The following is a 19,666-nucleotide window of genomic DNA, read 5'->3' as shown; positions in this document are numbered from 1 at the left end:
CCGCTTGCCGGGCACCGGTCAGCCACGCAGGCGCCGATCGGGCGACGCGGCGGGGGCCGGCCTAGGCATTTTTTGTGCGTTCCATGATGTACAGCCCGCCGCCGTGCCGGTCCGTGACGTAGACCCGCCCGGCGGCGTCGACGATGAGGTCGTTCATGTGGATGGGACGGTCCCCCGTCGGCGCCGGCGGCACGTGGTAGGCGATCTCTCGCGGGGAGAAAGGGTCGCTGATGTCGTACACGCGCACGCCGGCGTTGAAGTAGGTGACGAAGACCTCATCGGGGTTCTGGTACGTGCCCGGGCGGCGCTCGTGGAGGTTGTGCGGTCCGAACCGGCCACCCCGATGGGCGAAGTCGCCCTGGGGCTCGGGCAGGATGCTGATCTGACGGGGCCGCTGCTCGTCGGCGATGTCGATGACCCGCACGTACTTCTTGTAGCTCGCGACGCCGTCCTCGAGTTCCTCCTCCGTCACGATCAGCAGGTTCTTCTCGGGGATCGCCATCACCGTGTGGACCGAGCCCGCTACGCGCGGGGGCGCGCTGAGGTCGTCGAACGTCAGGTGGCTGACCAGGGTCGGCCGGGTCTTGTCGGAGATGTCCAGGATGATGACTCCGGCGTCCCACCAGGCGCAGTAGGCCCGGTCACCGACGATGTGGGCGTGATGGTTCCACACCCACCGGTCCGGGTGCCAGGTCGGCGTCTCCCCCGCCCCGGTGTTCATACCGGGGAACCACCAGCGGCTGACCTCCTTGGGGTTCGCCGGGTCGCTGAGGTCGATGATCATGAAGGTCTGCCGGTCCTCGTGGAACCCGGTGTCGCTGCCACTGACATAGCAGTAGGGCATCTCGGTGAACTTCATGCGGTGCACGCCCTTGCCGGGCATGTGGTAGTAGGCGAGCTCACGGGGGTTCACCGGGTCCTCGAGCGAGAAGACCTTGAACCCGGTCGCCAGGGCGGGGTCGACCGGCTGGAAGGGGTAGCCCTCATAGTTGACGACGAGGAGGTCGTCCACGACGGCGACCTTGTGGGACCGGACCCCGTCCGGCTTGGTGAGCTGGTTGACCACGACAGGGTTCCGCGGGTCCGAGATGTCGACCACGGACGTCCCGATCTCTGTGTCGCCCATGTGCCCGACATAGGCGTACTTGCCGTTGCGGTGGAAGTTGATGTGCATGGCGTCACCGGACCCGTTGAGGTCCGTCCAGCCGATGACGCGCAGTCCCGACGCCTCGGCGTTCATGACGTCCGGGTTCCATGTCGTCGTGGTCAAGATGTCTCCTTGTTCAGTGGGCGGGAAAGAATTCGCTTGTCATGCCGGCGGTGCAGAGACCGCAAAGGTGGCGCTGACGGGGCCGGGAAGGTGGCACGCCACCCTCCCGCCGTCCGGCAGCTCGCGGGTGGCTGGGCGCTGCTGAGCGCAGACGTCCATGCGGTGCGGGCACCGGGTGTGAAAGGTGCACCCGCTGGGCGGGTTGGCCGGGTCCGGTATCTCCCCCGCGATGACGACCCGCTCGCGCTTGCGCTGGGCGACCGGGTCGGGGGTCGGCACCGCCGTGATCAACGACGCCGAGTAGGGGTGTGCCGGGTCGCCGTAGAACTCATCGGCGGACCGAATCTCCACGAGCCGGCCGAGGTAGAGCACGGCGACCCGGTCCACAAGGGCTCGCATGGCCGAGAGGTCGTGGGAGATAAAGAGGTAGGACAGCCCGAGCTCTGCGCGCAGCCGCACGAGAAGCTCGATGATCTGGGCCTGGCTGGAGACGTCGAGCGCGCTGATGGCCTCGTCCATGACGACTAGCTCGGGGCGTCTGGCCAGTGCGCGCGCGATGGCGATCCGCTGGCGCTGACCGCCGGAGAACTCGTGCGGGTACCGGGTGGCGTGCTCTGCGCGCAGCCCGACCAAGCCGAGCAACTCGGCCACCCGGTCCTTCAGCGCCTTCCCCCGCAGGCGGTCCGTGAGCGCGACCACCTCCGCGATCGACTCCCCGATCACCATGGAGGGGTCCAGGGAGGAGTAGGGGTCTTGGAACACCATCTGGACCTTGCCGCGGTGCTCGCGCAACGCCCGGCCGTGCAGCCGTCCTAGTTCGACGCCGTTCACGCGGATCGTCCCATCGGACGGCCGGACGAGTCCCGTGATGGCCCGCGCGCACGTGGACTTGCCCGAGCCCGACTCGCCCACCAGGGCCAGTGCCTCGCCACGCTCGACCGTCAGGCTCACGCCGTCGACGGCCTGCACGCGCCCACCGCGCCATCCTCCTGCACGCACACGGAAGGAGACGTGGACGTCCTCCATCTCCAGGACCGGCGTCTGTGCACCGTCAATCACGGCTCAGCTCCTTCTGCGGAATGAGGGCGAGATCCAGCTCTTGGCGCCGGATGCACCGTGTCGACCCGGTGGCGGTCGGCTCGAGCAGGACAGGGCTGGCGGCGCACGCGTCGCTCGCCCAGGCGCAGCGCGCGGCGAAGCTGCAGCCGGGTGGAAGTTCGTCGAACTGCGGGGGGCCCCCGTGCAGCGCCGCGACTGCGGGGGCGATCGTGTCAAGGCGGGGTGTCGCGTCGTGAAGAGCGCGGGTGTACGGATGAGTCGGCCGGGCGAAGATGTCCTCCACCGCCGCGGTCTCCACGATCTGGCCCGCGTACATGACCGACACGCGGTCACACACGTCGGCGACCACCCCCAGGTCGTGGGTGACGAAGAGGACCGCCATGTTCAGCTCCTGGCTCTTCTCCTTGATCAGGTCCAGGATCTGCGCCTGGATCGTCACGTCGAGCGCCGTCGTCGGCTCATCTGCGATCAGCACCTTCGGATCGCACGAGAGCGCCATGGCGATGACGCACCGCTGGCGCATGCCGCCGGACAGCTGGTGCGGGTAGCAGTCGGCGATACGGCTAGGGCTGGGGATGTGCATGAGGCGCAACATCTCGACGGCCTTCGCCCAGGCCACCCGCCGCGAGGCGCCGGTGTGCCTGCGGACGCTCTCGGCGATCTGCTCGCCGACCTTGAACGATGGGTTGAGGCTCGACATCGGGTCTTGGAAGATCATCGCGATGTCGTTTCCTCGCACGTCCGCCATCGCCCGGCTCGACAGACCGCGCAGGTCGCGCCCGTCAAGTGCGAACCTCGCCGCCCGCATGCGGGCGGTGTCGGGCGGGATCATGCCCATGAGTGCCTGCCCTGCCATCGTCTTGCCGGATCCGGACTCCCCGACAAGGCCGTGGATCTCACCAGGCGCCAGGCGCAGGTCCACGCCTCTGAGGATGGGCGTCCATCCCGACTGGGCCAGCACGCTCACCCGCAAGTCCGCGACCTCCAGCACGGTGTCGTCGGCAGCGGGCGCCTGTTCCGAGGATGGTGGGATCACGGCCCTGGCGGTGGAGCCCGCCGGCGCCGGGGAGCCGGCCGCGGCAACGGCTGCGGCAGCCTCACCAGCAACGGGGGCCCCTCGGCGTCGAACCCGCCGCACGCGGCTCTCGATGCCGAGCGCGTCCGTGAGCCCGTCACCGACGGCGTGGAACGCCAGGACCGTCAGGCCGATCGCCACGGAGGGCCACACCACGAGCCAGGGGGCGAGGAAGATGCCGCGGTATCCATCGGAGAGGATGTTTCCCCAACTGGGATCCGGGGACTGCACGCCGAGACCGAGGAAGCTCAGTGCTGCTTCGGCGCCGATTGCGTTGCCAGAGGTCAGCGCCATCTCCACGAGCAAAGGCCCCCGGATGTTGGCCAGGACGTGCCGGGTGATGATGCGGCGACGTGGCAGCCCGGCCACGATCGCCGCCTCCACATAGCCCTGGTGCCGCACTGAGATGGTCGACGCCCGGGCCAGCCGCGCGAACCGGGGCGCGAAGATCACCCCGATGATGAACAGCGCGTTCATGAGCCCGGGCCCAAGAACGGCGACCGCAGCCATAGCTAGGATGATCGCCGGGAAGCTCATGACGCCGTCGACGACGCGCATGATGACCTGGTCGAGCCGGCCACCCCAGTACCCGGCGACGACGCCGACCGGCACGCCTAGGCTCATCGCCACGAGGAGAACCACCGAGGCAGTGACGGCGGCGACCTCGGTTCCGCCCCACATGCGCATCAGGACGTCGCGGCCAAGGCTGTCTGTGCCGAGCAGACCCGCCGCGCCGAGGGGCGCCTGGAATGGCATGCCGTCCTGGTTGGTGGCGGCCCCTCCGGGGATGAACAGGCCGTACACGGCGGCCATCAATGCCATGACGGCGAGCGCGGCGAGACCCGCGATGGCCATGGGCTGTCGCATGAATCTCCGGATACCGGCCCCGCCCCAGCGGTTCCGGCCCTCGTGCTTGGTCATCACGCAGTCCTCACCTTCGGGTCGAGCGCCATGTGAACGATGTCGACGAGGAGGTTGACCACGACGACCCAGATGCAGCTCACGAGGACGACGCCCTGGATCATGGGGAAGTCACGCTGCTGGATGGCGCTGACAGCCAGCGAGCCGAGCCCGGGGAGGCCGAACACCACCTCGATGAGGACGGAGCCGCCGATCGCGAACGCGATTTGCAGGCCCACCGAGGTCACGACTGGCACGGCGGCGTTTCGCAACGCGTGCTTGATCAGCACCTGCTGAGGCAGGAGACCCTTCGCCGTCGCCGTCCGCACGTAGGGCTGCCCCAGCGCCTCGATCAGTGAGGCGCGGCACTGGTTGGCCACGAAGGCGAAGATCCCGATCCCGACCGCCAGGCTTGGCAGGATCAGGTGGCGCATCCAAGCGACCGGATCGACGGCCGGTGAGACGTACCCCGTTGCGGGCAGCAGGCCCAGCCGGATGCTCACCACCGAGACCACGATGATTGCGAACACGAACCCGGGCACCACATACCCGATCGTGGCCGTGAGGAGGGTCGCCCGGTCGATCCAGGTGTCGCGGAACCGTGCCGACACGATGCCCGCCGGAAGGCCGAGCACGAGCGCGACCACGATGCCCCCGCCGATGAGCGATGCCGTGACCGGGACCCTGGCCGCGAGCGCCTCCGTAACGCTCTGCGAGGAAGGCAGGAACGAGGCACCCAGATCGCCCTGCAGCGCGGCCAGCAGCCAGTTCCAGTACTGCAGCCACAGCGGGTCATTGAGGCCGAGCATCTCGCGTGCGGCGGCGATCTGCTCGGGCGAGGCGAAGTCGCCCGCGACTAGAACGGCGGGATCCCCGGGCACCATGTGCACCATGAGGAACACGACGACGCTCACGACCGCGAACAGCGGCACCACACTTACGAGCCGTCGGAGGACCACAACTGCCATGCCTGCCTCTACCTCTCGGTACGCGTTGCGGCGACCGCCTGACGCCCACCGACGGTGAGCTGCCCGATGACCGCTCTTGTCACCTCGGCGCCGGTGGCCTCGCCACCGAGGTCGGCGGTGAGGTGACGGCCCTGCACGAGCACCCGCTCGACCGCGTCCTCGACCGTCACTGCCAGCTCCTCCTCACCGAGGTGACGCAGCATCATCGCGGCGGTGAGGATGGCCGCCATGGGGTTTGCGATCCCTCGGCCGGCGATGTCCGGCGCGGTGCCGTGCACGGGCTCGAAGTAGCTGCCGTGCGTGCCGACGCAGGCGGACGGTGCGATGCCGATGCCGCCGGCGACCCCGGCCGCCACGTCGGAGAGAATGTCCCCGAACGCGTTCGTGGACAGGACGACGTCGAGGCGTTCGGGGTGCTCGACCATCTCCATGGCGCATGCATCCACGTTGCGAAGCTCGAGCTCGACGTCCGGATACTCGTCGGCAACCTCGCGGGCGGCGGCGACGAACATGCCGTCAGACAGGGGCAGCGCCCCGAGCTTGTGCACCACCGTCACCTTCTTTCTTCGTCCCGCGGCGGCCTCGAAGGCGACACGTGCCGCTCGGGAGGACGCTCCTCGGGTGATGACGCGCGCCGCACGGACCTCGTTCTGCCCGACGTACTCCTCGATGCCGGCGTATAAGCCCTCAGTGACCTCCCGGACGACTACGAGGTCCACGCCGTCGAACCTGGAGGGCACACCGCGGAAGTTCCGGCTGGGCCGCACGCTCGCACGGACCTCCAGCCGTTCCCGGAGCGTGCGCGTCGGTTGGGCGACGTGCTCGGGAAAGCTGACGGTGTCCACTGCGCCGACGAGCACGCCGTCGGCGGTCAGTGCCGCTTGGATCGCCGTCTCTGAGAGGGGCTCGAAGCCGTCGCTGTAGGCCTCGTGGCCCATCCGGTGCTCGTCGAACGAGAGGTCCACCGCCCCAGACATGCCGGCCACCGCGGTGAGCACCTCCCTCGCGGCTCCGATGACCTCGGGGCCGATGCCGTCACCGGGCATCAGACAGATGGAGTAGCTGCGCATGAGACCTTCCTCAGCTCGCTGAGCCGACGGTGACGCCTCGGAACTCCAGCTTGTTCGAGACGTACTTCTCCAGGCCGTGGACGTCCTTGGTGAAGGCGAGCGGAGCACGCTCGAAATAGAGCGGGATCGGCACCGCCGAGTTCTCGACCATCTCGGCGCTGATCTCCCGGACGAGGCCTGCCTGCTCGTCAGGGTCGGCTGCCGCACGCGCCTGGGCGTAGAGCTCCTCGCGCTTGTCGCTCAGGTGTGCGTCGCCCAACACGCCGAACCCGCCGTCGATGGTGAAGTGCGCAATGGTCTGCAGCGCGCTGGGCCGGCCGGCGAACGGTGCGCCGAGGGCGGTGATCTCCTTGGTGTCGTTGAGGAGCCCGATCGCAACGGACGACTCCACGGGGTTGAGCTGGGCGTTGATGCCGACCTCCTTCCACATCTCCACCACGGCCTGGGCGAACTGGGTGTTCGCGAAGTCGTCGGACATGTGGGAGAGCGTGAGCGTCCACCCGTCCGGGGCGGCCTCCTCGACCAGGCGGCGCGCCTCGTCGGGGTCGTATGCGCAGGGCTCCAGCCCCATCTCGGGGTCGTGCTCGGCCATACCCTCGGGGAACCACTGGCAGGTCGGCTCACCGGCGCCCAATGCCAGCTTGTCGACCAGCGCCTGCCGGTCGATCCCGACGTTGATGGCGCGGCGGAGCCGCGCGTCGTCGAGCCCCTCACGGTCGGAGTTCAGGCTGATGATGGTGACCCCGACTGTGGGCTTGTCGTCGATCTGGAGCCCGACGGCGCGGGCCTGCTCGGCCTGCGGGATGTCGATGGGCGCCGCGTTTAGCTGCCCCGACTGCAGAGCGCTGAAGATCGCAGAGCTGTCGGTCAGGAAGCTGAACTCGAGTCCCGCCAGGCCCTGGGCCTCCTTGTCCCAGTAGTCTGCGAAGGGCTTGAGAGAGAGGCCCACACCAGGCTCGTACCGGTCGATCTCGTACATCCCGGAGCCGGCCACGTGGTCCGATCCCTCGGACATCTCCGGGCTGGGCTGGATGCCGGCGCGGTCGGAGAGGATGGCGGGGAGGTTGGAGACGGGCACGGCCGTCATGAACCTGACGGTGTAGTCGTCGACGATCTCCACGCCGGTGACGTCGGCCAGGTCCGTCACGATGGAGCCGGTGCCCTCGGAGATGGCGCGCTCGTAGTTTTTCTTCACTGCTTCCGCGTTGAACGGCACGCCGTCGTGGAAGGTGACGCCCTGACGGAGCTTGAGCTCGAGGTAGGACATGTCCTCGGCGAACTCCCAGGACTCGGCCAGCCCGGGAACGAGCGTGTAGTCGGGCGCGACGTGGACCAGACGGTCGTAGAAGGCGAAGTAGAACTCCAGGTCCTTGTTCGCGACCGAGAGGTACGGGTCGAGAATGGGGAGCTCGCGACCGAGAGCGACCTTCAGGACACCCTTGTCCTGGGAGTCCCCCGTGGACTCCGACTCCGTCGACTCGGCGCCGGCGGCGCATCCCGCGAGGAGGATGGCAAGCGCCGCCACAGAGACGGCCACCCGTCGGTGTGCACGGACACCCGGGACCTGCGGTCGAGCAATCATGGTTTTGCCTCTCATTGTCGAAAGTTGAGTTGCTGAGCGATCCGATGGCGGTGGTGCTGAGAATCGGTGCGGCCGCTCGCTCCGGTGCCGGCCCACGCGGGACGCTCCGACAGCCGGGTGGTGCGCGGGGGAACCATCAGTGATTCCGAGAGGGGCCTGGCGAACGCCTTTTCGGCGGGGCGCGAAACCTAGGGCCCGGCGGAGCCGCGCGTCCCAGTTGACGCTGTGGACTCCGGCCAACCTTCGTTCATCCCGAGAGCTTGGGAGGTAACTCGACAATCACAGTGCTCGCTCCTTCGCGGCGATGTGGCTGCGAACCGGCCGTGCTATTTCTCCGTCGACCGTCTGTGATTCAGCACACTAGGAGGCCGCGTGGGATTCCTGCAAGCAATGGGAATCGATACATCTCATCATTCAACGTGATGTGGGCGTGCCGGCGCAGGGGCGCTGCCGTGAACGCCGCGCACCCCCACTCACAACGGGGGCGAACCGGACTGGCCGTGGGCCATCGGCACCCTACGACTGATCACTAGCGTTGATGCGACCTATCGACACGCATTACTTGTACAGATCAAGCCGTGAGCTCTAATGTTGCGGATCACATGCGGCCGCCACCGACTTATGCAATGGAGGAGGATGGGCTGGACGGCATGTCCGATAGCCAGAGATGGACTGCGGACGCGAGGGTGCGCCCATCGATTTGACCTACCGCGGATATCAGCCGTCTGATTCTTCGTCTCTTGGGTACAGCGGTTATCGCACCTCCCGCTCAACCCCGGCATCTCCCACGCGCCGAGCCGCTACAGGTGGACAAGTCTTAAGGAGTCACAACATTGTGCGAGACACACAGGAGCCGGTCGTGAGCGAGGCGCAGCCGCAAGTGATCGGCGACCGCCTACCGAACGGCGCGGACAGCCGTGCGTCGACGCCGACGGGTGGCCGCAGCTCACGTGAGCGGGTGCGTTCGGGACGATCGCGCGCCGGTAGTCTGCGAATGGTTCGGGCGCGGACGGCGTTGGCGGTCCTGGGGCCGCTCGCAGCGTTGGCCATGTGGTGGTGGGCGGCGCAGAACAGCTCGCCCCTGACGGTCCCCCAGCCGCTCGACGTGGCGCGGCGCACCATCGACTTGTTGTTCACCGCCGAGTCAGTGCACACCTGGACCTCGATGGTGCGCATCCTGGCGGCGGTGGTGCTGGCGCTGTTGATCGGCAGCGGCCTGGTGTTCCTCGCCCGGCTGGTGCCGGTGACGGAGTCCTTGGTGACCAAGGCCTTGCTGCCGTTCCTCAACAGTGTTCCCGCGCTCGGGTGGGCAATCTTGGGCGTGATCTGGTTCGGAGTGGGGAACTCGGCCGTGATCGTGGTGGTCACGCTGATCCTTATCCCGTTCTGCATGGTGAACATGTGGGAGGGCATGCGCAACCTCGACGCCGGCCTGCAGGAGATGGCCCGTAGCTTCACCAGGTCCCGGGTGAAGATGCTGTTCCGCATCCAGGTGCCGCTGCTTATGCCCTACGTGCTGGCGGCCGTCCGGTTGTCCTTCTCGGTCGGCTGGAAGGTGGCCTTGATCGCCGAATTCTTCGGCGCCCGGTCGGGCCTGGGCCTGGTGATGAACCGGGCCCGGCAGGCCTTCGACACCCCGACGGTATTCGCCACGATCGTGGTGGTCCTGGTCATCGTCACGGTGGTCGAGCGCTTCGTGTTCGATCCGATGTCTCAGATGTTCGCCCGGCGTAGCGGTGGAGGAGCAGCATGAGCGCCCCAGCAGTGAAGATCGAGGACCTGAAGGTGCAGTACGGCACCGAGGTAGTCCTGAACCACATGAATCTCACGATCGAGCAGGGCCAGTTCGTGTGCCTGCTCGGCCCGAGCGGGTGCGGAAAGTCGACGATGCTGCGCATCATCGGTGAGCTGACCAGCCACCACGGCGGGGAGGTGCGAGTGGGCGAGCGGCCTACCTGGGAGGCGTGGGACCGGCTGGCGTACGTCTTTCAAGCGCCCCGCCTGGTGCCGTGGCGCAACGCCTTGGACAACGTAGTGCTCGGCATGCAATTGCGCGGGATGCCCGGCAGCAAGGACGAGCTGCGCCAACAGGCCCGTGAGGCCCTGGCGACCGTGGACATCGAGCACTTGGCCAAGCGCCCCGCCCACGTTCTCTCCGGCGGCGAGCAGCAGCGGGTGGCTATCGCCCGTGGCCTGGCAGTCAAGCCCGAGATCCTGCTCATGGACGAGCCCTTCAGCGCCCTGGACGTCCAGACCCGACACCAGCTCCGCGACGAGATCGTGCGCCTGTGGGAGCGCACAGGCCTGACGATCATCTTCGTCACTCATGACGTGGACGAGGCGATCATCGTGGGCAACCGGATCGTGGTCTTCTCCCCCAAACCCACCACGATGCTCGCCGACATTCCTGTCGACCTTTCCCACCCCGCCAACCCCCTCTCCCCGCAGTTCCAGCTCATTCGGAAACAGATCGTCGCCAAGTTCGGCGACGACCCGGCGGTCGAAGAGCTCACCGAGAGCAACCTCGGATAGTCGGCGGGGCCCGGGCGGGCTCGACAGCGAGCCCGCTACTGCCTGGCGCAACGGCTCCTGCGGCAACGCCAATCACGACGATCGTGGCCCGCGGCTAGGTTTCCCGGGCCGGGAAGGAAGACTGTTCCATGGATGTCGGATCGCAAGCTGCGGCGCCGGTGACCCCACGGGCCGGCCACTCGCCGCTGCACCTGCTGGGCCACGGCGCCGAGACGTACACCGTCGAGGTCATGGGCCTCGAGGGCTTCCACAAGCGCGGACTGGTCGAGACGACATCGACGGGCCGCATGTGGCGCCTCGAGGCCGACGAGGGGACCTACCTGCGCGGCACCAACCTGGCACCCGCTCCGCTGATGTACTGGGGTGCCGGCCTGCATGCCGACATCCTCACCAGAGTCGCCGCTGCGGCCCGAGAGCGTGGCGTCACGCTCACCTCCCTGAGCGGCACGGTGCGGCAGGGGTTCGCCGCCACCGGCTCCTTCGTCCGGGCTCAGGCGGTGGCGAAGGTCTTCGACCTGCGGATCGACGTCGCCGTCGACGGCGCGGCGACCCCGGCCGAGCTCGACGCGCTCGTCGCGCACGCCATCGCCACCTCGCCCGCGGTCGCCGCGGTGGCGACTGCCCGCGAGGGCCGGTTCGGGCTGCACAGCAACGGACGCCCGACGGCGGTGCACGGCATCCCCGCCCTCCACGGTGCCCCCGCGGTGGACCCGCTGCGGAAGTACGCCGAGGTACCCGAGCCGACGGACGAGCAGCTGGGGGATGTCGTCGGCTTCGAGCCGGGACATCCCGACCGGACGCACGTAGTGACCGACGACAGCGACGGTGCGGTGGAGTTCCACGTCGAAGCCCGGGGGAAGCTCGATCCGCGGCTGGGCACCGTGCGCACCACTGTCGGCTTCCCCGAGGTCACCGGCGACCGGTGGTCCCTGCTGTCCGACCCCGCCGACACCGTGGCGCCCAGCCCGCTGGCGTATTTCAGCATCGGGACGGCCTTCTGCTACCACACCCAGCTGTGCCGGTACGTCGCCGTCCGCCGCCTGCCCCTGGAGCGGGCGCGGCTGACCCAGGTAAGTCGTTTCGAGATCGACCGCACGCGTGCGACAGCGGACCCGCTGGCCACCCACGTCTTCCTCAACGGCCGCTGCGAGGACGCCCAGACGACGGCACTGATGACACTGGCCGCGAACATCTGCTACGCCCACCGGGCACTCGCGAGCAACGTCGAGGTCAGCTTCGGCGTCGACGCGACCGCTCGCGTGCACTGAGGGGCGGCACGCCACCGGCACCGAAGGAGCCGGCCCCCACCACGCTGGGCTGTGGTGGGGGCCGGCTCGTCGCTGGGCGGGAGCAGCGCTCCTGACCTCAGTCGACGACGAGCGCCTCCACGTCAAGGCTCTCCGGGTAGAGCCCGTGTTCGGTCATGACGTCGTAGAAGGCCTGGGCCGACCTGACCCACTCCCCGTCCAGGCCGCCGTAGAACATGTAGTTCTCGTCCGTCGACCAGTAGTAGTCGAGGTACTCGGGCGACACGCCGGTCGCCTCGACGATCTCGTCGGCGAACTCGGTGTAGTGCTCCTCGGCGTACTTGGTCGACTCCTCGGCCATCCGCTGGAACTCCGCCACGCACTCCCCGTTGGCCTCAATGTACTCGTTCTCCGCGATGATCGCTGAGCCGAAGGCGACCGAACCGTCGGTCGCCTCGGAGTACAGGGCGTCGAGCTGGCCGATGTTCTTCAGCGCCGTGTCCTGCTCGGCGAGCCAGCCCGCCTGGTAGGCGAGCACTGCGCCGTCGACGTCACCCTCCTTGACGGCGTTCAGCAGGGTCGGTGGGTCGAGCTCCACCCACGTGATGTCCCCACCCTCGAGCGGGAATGCCAGGCCATAGGTCTCGGCGAGCACTAACTGCGCCTCTCTGGCGAACACCGAGGTGAATCCCTGCACGCCGAGGGTCTTGCCGGCAAACTGCTCGGGTGAGGTGATGTCGCTGTCGGCCTGGACGTAGAAGGCGGGGCCGTTGCCGCCATACCCGCTGCCGAAGCCCAGGAAGCGGAAGTCGATCCCTCCGCTGGCCCGCGCGAACGGCACCACCGCGAGCGATGCCTGCATGATCTGGTACTCGCCGGTGCCGGCGGCCTGCGCCAGCGCGGGCAGTGCCAGGTAGGAGACGTCGAACTCCGTGAGGATGTCCGACTCGATCAGGCCGTTGGTCAGTGCGTACCACCCCACGCGGTGGGCGTCGTCGTCGATGGTGGCGAAGTTGATCGGGTCACACACCTCGCCACCGGCCTTCCCTCCGGCGCCCTGGGACGTCGTTCCCGGATCCGGAGCCGCGGCACTCTTGCCCTGGCCGTCGCCGCCGGAGCAACCGGCAGCAACCAGTGCGATGCCGAGGGCTCCTGCCACGGCAAAGATACGGTGCCTCATCAGTCCTGTGCGTCGTTGCATCGGGTCATTCCTCTCGGTCGTGGAGGGCACGTCGCTGGGGTGGAGCCCTCGGCAACGCGGACCGCCCGGCTGTCCCAGTTGGTCCGTACACCACCGCGGCCCGACCACCCTGCCGGACGCTTCCCGTCCATGATCGAGTCCGCCCGGGAGTACGTCAATGATGTTGCCACACTTCCGTGCCGGTCGTTGCTCTAATGCAACATAGCGAGGCATCACCTCACACCGGTGTTCGCCGCGGCGGCAGGACGCGACAGTCACTGCTTCCGATCGACGCTCTCGGCTCGGGTTGGCGGCATCTCCGCTCCCCGCACTCTGCCGTCCGGGCCGATCCGGTCCTCCCGATGGCGCCCGACGGCTGCCTTCATCGAGGGATTGTCAGCCCTGCCCACTGCCCGTCAAGCAGCTGACACACCCCGTGGGACGCGCCTCGGGCCGTCGCGGCCGCCGGGCGCCGCTGGCACTCGTGGGCACGAGCAGAAGCTGCGGTTCATGAACTACTCACGGCACACCGGCGCCCGCATTGCGGGCAGGGCAGCCCGGCGCGGCCATACACAGCGAGGGACCGGGCGCAGAACCGGCAGCACCTTCGACGTCGACGTACAACCCGTCGAAGCTCGTCCCACCCACCGCCAGCGCCTCACGCATGACCACTACGACCGCAACCGCGACGAGGGCAAGAGACACAGCCAGGCCCTCATCGCCCTCGCCCGTCGACGCGTGTGGGCCGAGGGCAGGGACAACCTCGTGGAGCGCGGGCGCATCAAAGGTGTCCGGGGGTATGCCCGGTGAGCAGCGTGAACGCGTGTTTCGGGTGATGGCGTAGATCGTGTGGGGGTACGAAGTGAGTGATGCCGCGCGGCCAGCGTGGTGGCCATGGACTACACGCCCGGACCGGCGAGCTGGATTCCAGCGGCGGCGGTAGTCGCGCAGCGCCGGATCGAGGGGACGCAATTGGCCCCGGGGCAGGAGGGGCGGAATCCGAGGCTGGGGCGAATCGCCCCGGCCGTGGAACGGTCCCGGATGAACCCCGCGGGGGCCCGTAGTCTTGACCGCCTGCGCCGATGCAGGCATCGACCACGGCCAATAAAGGGGCTCACAAGCTCAGCCGCGGGCCGTTGTCGCGCCGCGGTATGTTGACGGTCGCGACATCGAACCTTCGCAGGGTCCACGTGGCGCGTGCTCGGTCGAGGCGCTGGGCATCCGTGGCCGGCTGTCCACCGAGAGGTTGTGCTGTGGCGACGCCGTACCGGTCGCGGTAGGCAGCGACGGTGATGGTGCCCTCCGCCCAGCGGACGGACGCGGCTCGATCGGTGGGCTTGGGACCGAGTGCTCTGATCCACGGTGTCCTCGTGCTGAGGGCCTCCTCGGCGAGCGCCCGGGCGCGCTGTTCGATCAGGTCGCGGCGTTCGTCAAGGGCCTGACGCATCTCGGGCTCCATCGGGCCGAGGGCTTCGGGGATCAGACCGACGATGAGGCGCGGGCGCCGGGCGCGGCCACCGGCTCGTTGGTTGGTGCCAAGGTGCACCCGGTGGCGCAGGACCGCGGCGATGTCGTCGGCGTCGCGCAGCCCGTGGCGCGCGACTGCGGCCGGCAGGAGGCGGTCGACGTCGTGGCCGTTGGCCTCGGCGCGGCGCAGTTCTGCGGCGAGGGGGCCGAAGGCTTCCGAAGCGAGCACGTCGTCGATCTGGTCCTCGGTGAGCTCGCAGGACCGGAGCAGGCTGGCCCAGCGGTCGCGTTGCGCGGCCGCGGCGAGGGTTTCGTACTCGGCGGCGAGCTGAGCAATGGAGCTCCACGTTTCGTGCTCTGCCGTGATCGTCTGGTGGGCCGAGAGTTCGGCTCCGCGGTTGGCGAGCACGCGGAGCAGCACCGATCTCGCGGTGACCTCCTCGCCGAGCGGTGCGCCGTGGTTGTCGTCGGCGGCCTGCGTGACGACGTAGGCCTGGTTGTGGTCGCGGCCCCGGGTCATCGCGACGTAGAGGTTCTCCCGCGTCGTGGCGTCGGAGACGACGACGTGGGCGGTGTCGACGGTGATGCCCTGGGAGCGGTAGGCGGTGATGGCGTAGCCGAGGTCGACGTGCGCGGCGACGTACGCCGCTGGCAGCACGACGGCGCCGCCGGCCTTCCGGTCGAGGCGCCGGACGACGAGGGAGCCGTCGCCGCACACGGCGCTGACGCACCAGCGGTCGCCGTTGCGGACCCAGCCGGAGCGCAGGGTGCGCAGGCGGCGGTCGTTCTTCCGGGTGATGATCCAGTCGCCGGCGGAGGCGTAGGTGCCGTCGACGAGGCGGACCTCGGGGCCGGTGTGGGTCTGTCCGGTGAGGAGGCGTTCGCCGCGGGCGCGGGCGTTGAGGTCGCGGACCGTGTGCGACGTGTCGGCGATGAAGACGCTTGCTCGGCCGGCGGTGATGTCTTCGCGCCAGGCTCGGTAGGCGGCATCCGTCATGGCATCGGCGTCGCCCTCGCTCACCCGATCGTGGGCGAGATAGGTGTCGATGGCCTCGGGGTGGCCGTGACGAAGGTCGAGGGAAGCGGTCTTCTCCCAGGCGTGGGTGAAGCGGTGGATGTCGACGAGCTCCGGGGCGTTGCCGCGGGCGTCGGCCAGCATCGCGAAGGCTCCCCCGGCGTCGACCGAGTGCAGCTGGGCCCAGTCACCGACGAGCAGCACCTTGGCTCCCGCGGCGGCTGCGTGGCCGGTGATCAGGTCCAGGGTGAGCGTGCCGGCGAGGGTGGCCTCGTCGATGACGACGAGCTGGCCCTTCCGGAAGGCCGTCCGCCCATGCTGGTGGTCGTGGAGCCACTTGGCGGTGTTCTCGCAGGGGATGCCGAGGTCGTCGGCGAGCACCGCGGCTGCGACGGCACTGGGTGCCAGGCCGATCACGCTGCCCCTGCCGTGCTGGCGGGTCCAGGCACGGTAGAGCGCAGTCATGGCCGTGGTCTTGCCCGCGCCCGCCGGGCCGACGAGGAGGTCAACCTGACGGCCGGACACCGCGATCGTCGCGATGGCCTGCGCCTGTTCGGGGCTGAGTCGGTTGCCCTTGACCGGCTGGGCGGTGATCGCGTCGACGATTTCGATCGCCACGGTGGGTGCGGTCATCGCGGCGGCGCGTTTGAGCAGCCGGTCCTCGGCCGCGAGCAGGTGCTCGGAGGAGAACACGGTGGAGTACTTGGGCCGGAACACGCTGGTGCCGTCATCGCGCCTGAACGCCACTGGGCTGGTGGCGAGCTCCGGCGGGGTGAGACGCAGCGAGCCACGCTCGGCGGCGTCGACGACGAGGCCGGTGATCGCCTCCCGGTCGACGGTGCTGGCGAACCGCCACCCGAGGGTCTGGCGGGCTGCCTCGGCGTAAAGGTTGGCACGTCGCCAGGTCGACCGCTTCTCCTCGACCGTGACGACGACGCGGCGGCCAACGTCCGCAATGACGTCGAGCGGGACGTCGTCTGCGCGCAGCAACCGAGCCGGTGGGTTCGTCGTCGAACGCCGCGCCCAGGCGACCGGGTCGGTGCCGAGGTAGTCGGCGGTGCGGCGCCGCCAGAGCCCGGTGAGGTCGGCGAGCGAGTGGATCTCCTTGGAGGGGCGGGTGGACAGGGTGGCCTGCTGGCGCAGCCTCATGATCGTCGAGCGGCGGGGACGGCGGCCGTGGTGGGCGACGTAGTCCTCGATGAGGCGGTCCGTCTCGGCGTCGATGCCTTGGGAGCGGCGGGAGAACTCCTCGACGAGCGAGTGCGGGACACCGGTGATCTCCCAGGCGGGGTTGCGGTCGCGGCCGCGCGGGCGCCGCTCCCAGCCGACGCCGAGGGCCCGGGTGAGGTGGTCGCTGAAGGTGGCCTCGTGCAGCTCGGAGAGTGCAACGACCCAGGCGTGCAGCGCGGTGCCGTCGATCGTGCGCCACTTGCCGTCACGGACCGTGTTGACCTTGTTGGAGATGACGACGTGCGTGTGCAGGTGGGGGTCATTGGCGCGGGAGTCGTAGTGGTCGAAGGCGGTGGCGAGCACCCCGGTGACGGCGACCTGCGCGACGGCGCCCTTCGGCCCCTTGGCGCCCACGCGGGTGGCGACGACCTCGCGCTCGAGGAAGTCGAGCGCCTCGGCGACGGCGGCGTGGTGGGCGTCGGCGATGATCGCCTGGGTCCCGGCGTCGGCGACTCCCCACAGGATGCTGGCGGACTTCGGGATCGAGAAGGTCAGGTCGTAGCCCGCGACGGCATGGCGGAGCTGGCCGGCTGCCGGTTTCTGGAAGACCCGGTACCTACCGCCGAGGGGCTCGCCGGTGACGGGATGGGCGCCGTGCCCGATCAGTCGCCTGAGCTGGTCCTCGGTGACCTCGTCACCGGCGTCGATGCCGGAGGCGAGGCTGGTGAGGCCGGAGCCCATCCATCGTCCCGGTGGCGTGCCGGCCTCGGTGTAGTACCTAGTCAGTGGAGTGGCCAGCGACCTGTCTCCGTCGCCCGCGGCGACGGTCCGCAGCAGGTATTCGTACCCCTTGCCCGCGCTCATCTTGCGGATCGTGACGGTCATCGCCCCACCTACCTTTAGGAGGTAGGTGTGCGGGTCCCGCCGGGTGCTCGGGGGCGCTCAGCCCTCGGTTGCAAGAGGCGTGGGGATACCTGGACGAACCATCACGCCGTCCACTCGAACTCGGCTCTGCATCCACCGCGGGGCCGCCCGCTCCGCGGCCGACGGTCCGTGCGATGGCGGCGCCGTCGTGCACAAGACGGGCGTGCTCTCGGGGGCGACTGGCTGCGGCGGGGTGGAAGGCGGGCCGTAAGGGGGTCGAAATTGCGTGCCGTCAGTCGAAGAGTGCTCGTTGCCGCGGGCGGCTGCTCGGCGCTGCTCCCCGCGGCGTCGCTTCGGGGGTCTGGGCGGCCTCGTTCTGGCTGTTCGCACGGCCGTCAGTGAGGCCGGCCACTTCGTTGGCGCGGAACGCGCCGTCGTCCGACAAGTCTTCCTCCCGCCCGCCGGACTCCTCCGCCCGCGCCTCGGCCTCCCCGATCTCGATCAGTGCCTGCAGCACCTCAGAGGTGTCGGGGGCGAGCTGCAGGCGCTCGATGTAGTGCCGGCCGGTCACCCCGGCGTTGATCTTGTGCCCCAGGAGCGCGGCGGCGTCGGCCACGCCCTGCTCGCGGGCGACGAAGGTGGCCACCGTCGAGCGCAGCAGGTGCGGGTGGACCTCGCCGGGCATCTTGGCCAGCTCGAGCGCATCGCGCAGCGTCCGCCGCACGTTGTGCGTGGTCTGCGGCTTGAGCGCCACGGTTCCGTTCTTGAACCGTCGCGCCGGGAAGACCGGCATGTCGTCGGTGGTGGTCGCGGGCCGGATCGCCTTCAGCGCCTCGACGGTGAACTTCGGGATGATGATCGTGCGCCGGCCCGCGGCGGTCTTGGTGTGCGCCTGCCGCACCGTGCCCTGGCCCTTGATGTCCACCATCGTCGAGGCGACCGAGATCGTCGGCAGTCCGTCCTCCGTCAGGTTCACGTCGCCCCACAGCAGCGACATCACCTCCCCGATCCGCAGGCCCGTGCCGAGCATGACGTCGACCGCGGCCGGCAGGTGCCCGGTCGGCTTCGGACCCGGTCGGCCCTTCCGTGAGGTCTCCCAGTCGCGCACGGCCCTGCGCAGCCGATACACGTCGTTGACCGTCAGGGCCTTCGGGTCCGGCTGCTTCCGCTTGGGCGTGGTGATCTTGTCGGCAGGGTTGTAGCGCATCGCGTCGTGGACGATCGCCCGGTCGAGGACCTGACGGAATGCGCCACGCACCTGAGCCGCGGTCACCACCAGATCGTGTGGGCCGCTCTTGCCCTTCTGGATGAGCGCGTTGATCCAGTCCTGGCAGACCGCAGGCGTCAGCTCGTTCAGGCGTAGCTTGCCCAGGTACGGCACGAGGTGGTTGGCGAGCAGCCGCTCGTACTCGTCGACCGTCTGCGGAAGGATCGGGGGGTTGGGCCACGTCGACTGCTCGCGCAGCTCGTTAATCCACTGCCGGGCGGCGAGCCCGACCTTGCTGGCTGGCCTCAGAGCGCCGGACCCCTGGGGCACGTCGAGCCGCTCGGCCAGGGCGGCCTGGACATTGAGGCGCGCAGCGTCGGCGGACCTGCCGACGCGCGAGACCTGGGTCTCGGTGCCGTCCATCAGCCGCAGCCGGGTCTTCGCCCGCCACTGCCCGCCCGGCGTCTGGTAGATGAAGATCTTCCCGTGCTCGCCGGGCTTCAGCCGTTGCCGGGCCACGGGGTCACCAGCCCGTCTCGTCGTCGCGGGCGGCGAGATCGGCGGTCGTGCCGGTCGTCTGCCTGGCCTCGAGCCAGGCGCGGATGTCGGCCTCGTCGAACATCAGGTGCTTGCCGACCTTGTACGCCTTCGGCGCCGTGCCAGCTCGTCGCCACCCGTGGACGGTCCGCGGAGAGGTGCGCAGCTTCTCGCACAGCTCCTCCAGCGTCCACAAGGGCGTGGGGGCCAGGGGCTCTGGGGTCTCGATGTCCTCGCTCATGCCCGTCAGGTGTGCGAGGCACACCGGCCGACAACGCCCGTTCGCGCGCCCCCGGCGCTGACCATTCCGTGGCACAAACCGTGGCATCGGCAGGTCACCGTCCTCGATGTCGGCGCCCTGGCTGGAAAGCAAAAAGCCGCTGACCTGCACTTTCGTGCGGTTCAGCGGCCTTCACCGGGTGGAGCTAGGGGGATTCGAACCCCCGACCTTCTCATTGCGAACGAGACGCGCTACCAACTGCGCCATAGCCCCATCGCCCGCTCAACGCGAGCATGACGAGTT

Annotated in this window: 13 protein-coding genes, 1 tRNA gene and 1 pseudogene; 3 read left to right on the top strand and 12 right to left on the bottom strand. The window is 69.1% G+C overall.

Features of this window, described 5'->3' with window-relative positions; translation table 11 throughout:
* Nucleotides 1-61: 61 nt before the first annotated feature.
* The 6 genes from GD880_RS12915 to GD880_RS12890 are packed head-to-tail and all read right to left on the bottom strand — an operon-like array spanning nt 62 to nt 7,879.
* The gene (locus GD880_RS12915) at nt 62-1,270 is read right to left on the bottom strand and encodes an LVIVD repeat-containing protein (protein ID WP_152232026.1); all 1,209 of its coding nucleotides are present in this window, start codon (nt 1,268-1,270) and stop codon (nt 62-64) included.
* Between the two features lie 39 nt (nt 1,271-1,309).
* Nucleotides 1,310-2,329 (bottom strand): ABC transporter ATP-binding protein, encoded by a 1,020-nt coding sequence (locus GD880_RS12910; RefSeq protein WP_226909633.1) that lies wholly within the window; start codon nt 2,327-2,329, stop codon nt 1,310-1,312.
* Nucleotides 2,322-4,325, bottom strand: a complete 2,004-nt coding sequence (locus GD880_RS12905) for a dipeptide/oligopeptide/nickel ABC transporter permease/ATP-binding protein (RefSeq protein ID WP_152232025.1) — start codon at nt 4,323-4,325, stop codon at nt 2,322-2,324. The genes GD880_RS12910 and GD880_RS12905 overlap by 8 nt, the downstream gene beginning before the upstream one ends.
* Complete coding sequence (locus GD880_RS12900) at nt 4,325-5,272, bottom strand: ABC transporter permease (protein WP_152232024.1); 948 nt, start codon at nt 5,270-5,272, stop codon at nt 4,325-4,327. Before GD880_RS12900 ends, GD880_RS12905 begins: the two co-directional genes overlap by 1 nt.
* Nucleotides 5,273-5,280: 8 nt before the next feature.
* Nucleotides 5,281-6,342 (bottom strand): isocitrate/isopropylmalate dehydrogenase family protein, encoded by a 1,062-nt coding sequence (locus tag GD880_RS12895; protein WP_152232023.1) that lies wholly within the window; start codon nt 6,340-6,342, stop codon nt 5,281-5,283.
* Between the two features lie 10 nt (nt 6,343-6,352).
* Nucleotides 6,353-7,879 (bottom strand): ABC transporter substrate-binding protein, encoded by a 1,527-nt coding sequence (locus tag GD880_RS12890; protein WP_193314495.1) that lies wholly within the window; start codon nt 7,877-7,879, stop codon nt 6,353-6,355.
* Between the two features lie 904 nt (nt 7,880-8,783).
* On the opposite strand from GD880_RS12890, the gene GD880_RS12885 reads away from it, so the two are divergent.
* The 3 genes from GD880_RS12885 (at nt 8,784) to GD880_RS12875 (ending at nt 11,724) form a co-directional block, all read left to right on the top strand.
* Nucleotides 8,784-9,677, top strand: a complete 894-nt coding sequence (locus GD880_RS12885; RefSeq protein ID WP_152232021.1) for an ABC transporter permease — start codon at nt 8,784-8,786, stop codon at nt 9,675-9,677.
* On the top strand, nt 9,674-10,456 hold the full coding sequence (locus tag GD880_RS12880; RefSeq protein ID WP_152232020.1) for an ABC transporter ATP-binding protein: 783 nt from the start codon (nt 9,674-9,676) through the stop codon (nt 10,454-10,456). Before GD880_RS12885 ends, GD880_RS12880 begins: the two co-directional genes overlap by 4 nt.
* Nucleotides 10,457-10,614: 158 nt before the next feature.
* The gene (locus GD880_RS12875; RefSeq protein ID WP_193314494.1) at nt 10,615-11,724 is read left to right on the top strand and encodes an OsmC family protein; all 1,110 of its coding nucleotides are present in this window, start codon (nt 10,615-10,617) and stop codon (nt 11,722-11,724) included.
* A gap of 97 nt (nt 11,725-11,821) precedes the next feature.
* Here the strand turns inward: GD880_RS12875 and GD880_RS12870 are convergent, their stop codons facing one another.
* The 6 genes and pseudogenes from GD880_RS12870 to GD880_RS12845 form a co-directional block, all read right to left on the bottom strand.
* Complete coding sequence (locus GD880_RS12870; RefSeq protein ID WP_193314493.1) at nt 11,822-12,733, bottom strand: ABC transporter substrate-binding protein; 912 nt, start codon at nt 12,731-12,733, stop codon at nt 11,822-11,824.
* A gap of 665 nt (nt 12,734-13,398) precedes the next feature.
* Nucleotides 13,399-13,567 (bottom strand): annotated as a pseudogene (locus GD880_RS21260) (bifunctional DNA-formamidopyrimidine glycosylase/DNA-(apurinic or apyrimidinic site) lyase); the annotation flags it as partial.
* A 430-nt stretch (nt 13,568-13,997) separates the two neighbouring features.
* A complete protein-coding gene (mobF, locus tag GD880_RS12860; protein ID WP_152232017.1) occupies nt 13,998-17,420 on the bottom strand; it encodes a MobF family relaxase in 3,423 nt (1,140 codons plus the stop codon).
* A gap of 271 nt (nt 17,421-17,691) precedes the next feature.
* Nucleotides 17,692-19,125, bottom strand: a complete 1,434-nt coding sequence (locus tag GD880_RS12855) for a tyrosine-type recombinase/integrase (protein ID WP_152232016.1) — start codon at nt 19,123-19,125, stop codon at nt 17,692-17,694.
* A gap of 4 nt (nt 19,126-19,129) precedes the next feature.
* On the bottom strand, nt 19,130-19,384 hold the full coding sequence (locus GD880_RS20385) for a helix-turn-helix transcriptional regulator (RefSeq protein WP_193314492.1): 255 nt from the start codon (nt 19,382-19,384) through the stop codon (nt 19,130-19,132).
* 179 nt (nt 19,385-19,563) lie between these two features.
* Nucleotides 19,564-19,636, bottom strand: a tRNA-Ala gene (locus GD880_RS12845).
* Nucleotides 19,637-19,666 lie beyond the last annotated feature (30 nt).

The sequence above is a fragment of the Georgenia ruanii genome, assembly GCF_009193175.1.
Classification (GTDB): Bacteria; Actinomycetota; Actinomycetes; order Actinomycetales; family Actinomycetaceae; genus Georgenia; species Georgenia ruanii.
The sequence above is the reverse complement of the archived record's forward strand: the minus strand, read 5'-3'. Positions and strand labels throughout refer to the sequence as shown.